The sequence below is a fragment of the Vibrio sp. V43_P6S15P86 genome (assembly GCF_009904725.1).
GTDB lineage: Bacteria > Pseudomonadota > Gammaproteobacteria > Enterobacterales > Vibrionaceae > Vibrio > Vibrio diabolicus.
The window spans coordinates 1-2,412 of record NZ_WXWT01000002.1 but is presented as its reverse complement, the minus strand read 5'-3'; the positions used below and the strand labels follow the sequence as shown (position 1 = coordinate 2,412).

The window sequence follows — 2,412 nt, the reverse complement described above, 5'->3', positions numbered from 1 at the left end:
ATATGGATGACATCGAAGCCAGTACTAAAAATTGTTATCAGAATGTGCTCTTTATTCAATGGTGAGGAGTCGGGGTAGAGAGTTAATGGTTGCTTAAGCGGTTGTAAATAATAGCGATGGTTAACGAATCGTACTCACTGCAATCAAGTTGTCATCTTCGCTCTATAAGTTGTGCGGCGTCATTCATCCAGCCACATGGCTAGAACTTAAATTGATAGATGGAGCACCATGGCTAGAGCAGTAAATCCAATCGATGAAACCATCATTAAATTACTACAAGACCAAGGTTTGATTAGAAGCGAAGCAGAAGCTCGTTTAAAGAAAGAGGTATACCGCTTACAGCCTAATGAGATTGAAAAAGTCAAAAATTATGCCCAGCACTTTGGCATCAACGCTAAAGAAAAACTCATCGATGAGATCTTAGAGTTGCGCCGGGAAGCGCTCATAAAAAAATGTAGACACAATACGGAGCATGCGAGCCTATCTCTAAAATAGCACGTGATAAAAATATCAATTAATGGTCAAGATTTGATCTTTCAGGCCGATGTATATAAGAGCGCTCAATGATATCGAGCGCAAAAAACAGTGTGTTTTAGAGGTTAAGCTTTCACTTAAGTGAGAGGTTTGGAAAGGCTGCAGGGAGAAAGTGCATGCGTATTAAAGACTTAAGTGTCGTAAAGAAAATATCGGTTAGTTATTTAACCGTTTTTGCCGTGTTTGGTTTAGTGTCAGTAATGTTGGTACAAGGTTTGTTAACACTGAATAAAGACATCTCAGTGCTAACGGATAAAAGCTTACCTTCTGTTGCGATTTTGAAAGGTATCCAAGTTGATATTACTAAAGTGCGCAAAGATGAGTTCTCTTTATTGCCAAACGCAAATCACCCCAAAATTGGTGAGTGGTTAAAAGGCCTCGACCAATGGCGTTCTGATGTGCAGGCTGGTATTGCAGAATACGAAAAGCTCGACCTTAATCAGCGTGAAACGCAGTCTTTTAACGTTTTTAAAGAAACCTGGAATCAATACATCAAAGAAACGAAGACTTACAACGCACTGCTAAGCCAAGGTGATGCTGAAAGTGCAAATGATGTGATTTTATCGAGTTTCGATACCTACTCAAAAGCGTTGAGCAGCTTGGATGATACCCTCGCGTTGAACGATGAGTTGGTGAATTTGATTGGCGAAGAAGTACAAAATGAAGCGGCATTTACACAATACAGCGCTGCTGTTGGTGCGCTCGTCGTCGCATTGGTCATGGTAATGTCTGCCATGTTGCTTTCTCGAGTCATTTGCGGGCCTGTTGACCGAGCATTGGAATTCGCTTCTAAAATCGCCAAGGGTCAATTGAATAATCAAATCGACGAAAGTGAATTGAGCAAAGACGAGTTAGGAACGTTGCTCAAAGAGCTTGTCGGTATGCAAACAAACTTACATTCGCTGGTTTCTGAGATTAATGACTCAACGATTCAGCTAACGGCAGCAGTAGAGGAAGTGAGTGCTATTTCTTCTCAGACCGCTTCTGGTATGCAAAATCAACAAATTGAACTTAGTTCGGTGGCTTCTGCGATGACAGAAATGCAAGCTGCTGTAAGTGAAGTGGCACAAAATACCGAAGTTGGCGCGACCTCTGCTTACTCGGCAACGGAAGTGGCAAAGCAAGGAACGGCGACGTTACAACAAACTATCGCAGTAATTGAGCGTGTATCACATACGATCCAAGAGTCAGATGAACTGGCACGTGAGCTTGAATCTAGCTCAAACAATATCAATGTGGTCGTAGATGTGATCCGCGGGATTGCGGAGCAAACAAACTTGTTAGCACTGAACGCCGCAATTGAAGCTGCTCGAGCCGGTGAACAAGGACGTGGGTTTGCTGTTGTGGCAGATGAGGTTCGTTCTCTGGCGCAACGCACTCAAGACTCCACTTCACAAATTGTGGAAATTGTTAATCAACTACAAGAGAGCAGCAGCAAAATAGGGCATTCAAGCCGTGATTGTCAGGAGGGCATTTCTCAGTGTGTTGAGCAAGTCAATGACGCTGATAGCCAGATAAAAGAAATTGAACATTCTGTCGATAACATAGCGCAAATGAGCACACAAATCGCAACGGCTTGTAGTGAGCAGAATTCTGTATCCGAAGAGCTGAATCGAAGTGTGGAGCATATTAATAGTGCTTCAACAGAGATGGCTGAGGGAGCTTCGCAAACGGCTGTAGCTTGCCAGCAGATCAGTAGCCTAGCGCACAACTTGAAAACTCGAATGGGTTCATTCCAGCTCTAGTTATTTTGTTTCAGCTTTATTCCTAACCTCATTGCTACAAAAAATAAGCCGGACGAAATGTCCGGCTTATTTATTCTCTGTCTATATAAATAAGTTCAGAGCATGCTCAATCTTGGGAGAATATGCTCGCTAG

2 protein-coding genes are annotated in these 2,412 nt (G+C 42.7%); both read left to right on the top strand.

Annotation, left to right across the window (positions count from 1 at the left end):
- Positions 1–228: 228 nt before the first annotated feature.
- Positions 229–495, top strand: a complete 267-nt coding sequence (locus CAG69_RS00090; protein WP_012841963.1) for a hypothetical protein — start codon at positions 229–231, stop codon at positions 493–495.
- A 155-nt stretch (positions 496–650) separates the two neighbouring features.
- Positions 651–2,279 (top strand): methyl-accepting chemotaxis protein, encoded by a 1,629-nt coding sequence (locus tag CAG69_RS00085; RefSeq protein WP_005390805.1) that lies wholly within the window; start codon positions 651–653, stop codon positions 2,277–2,279.
- The last annotated feature ends 133 nt before the right edge of the window (positions 2,280–2,412 follow it).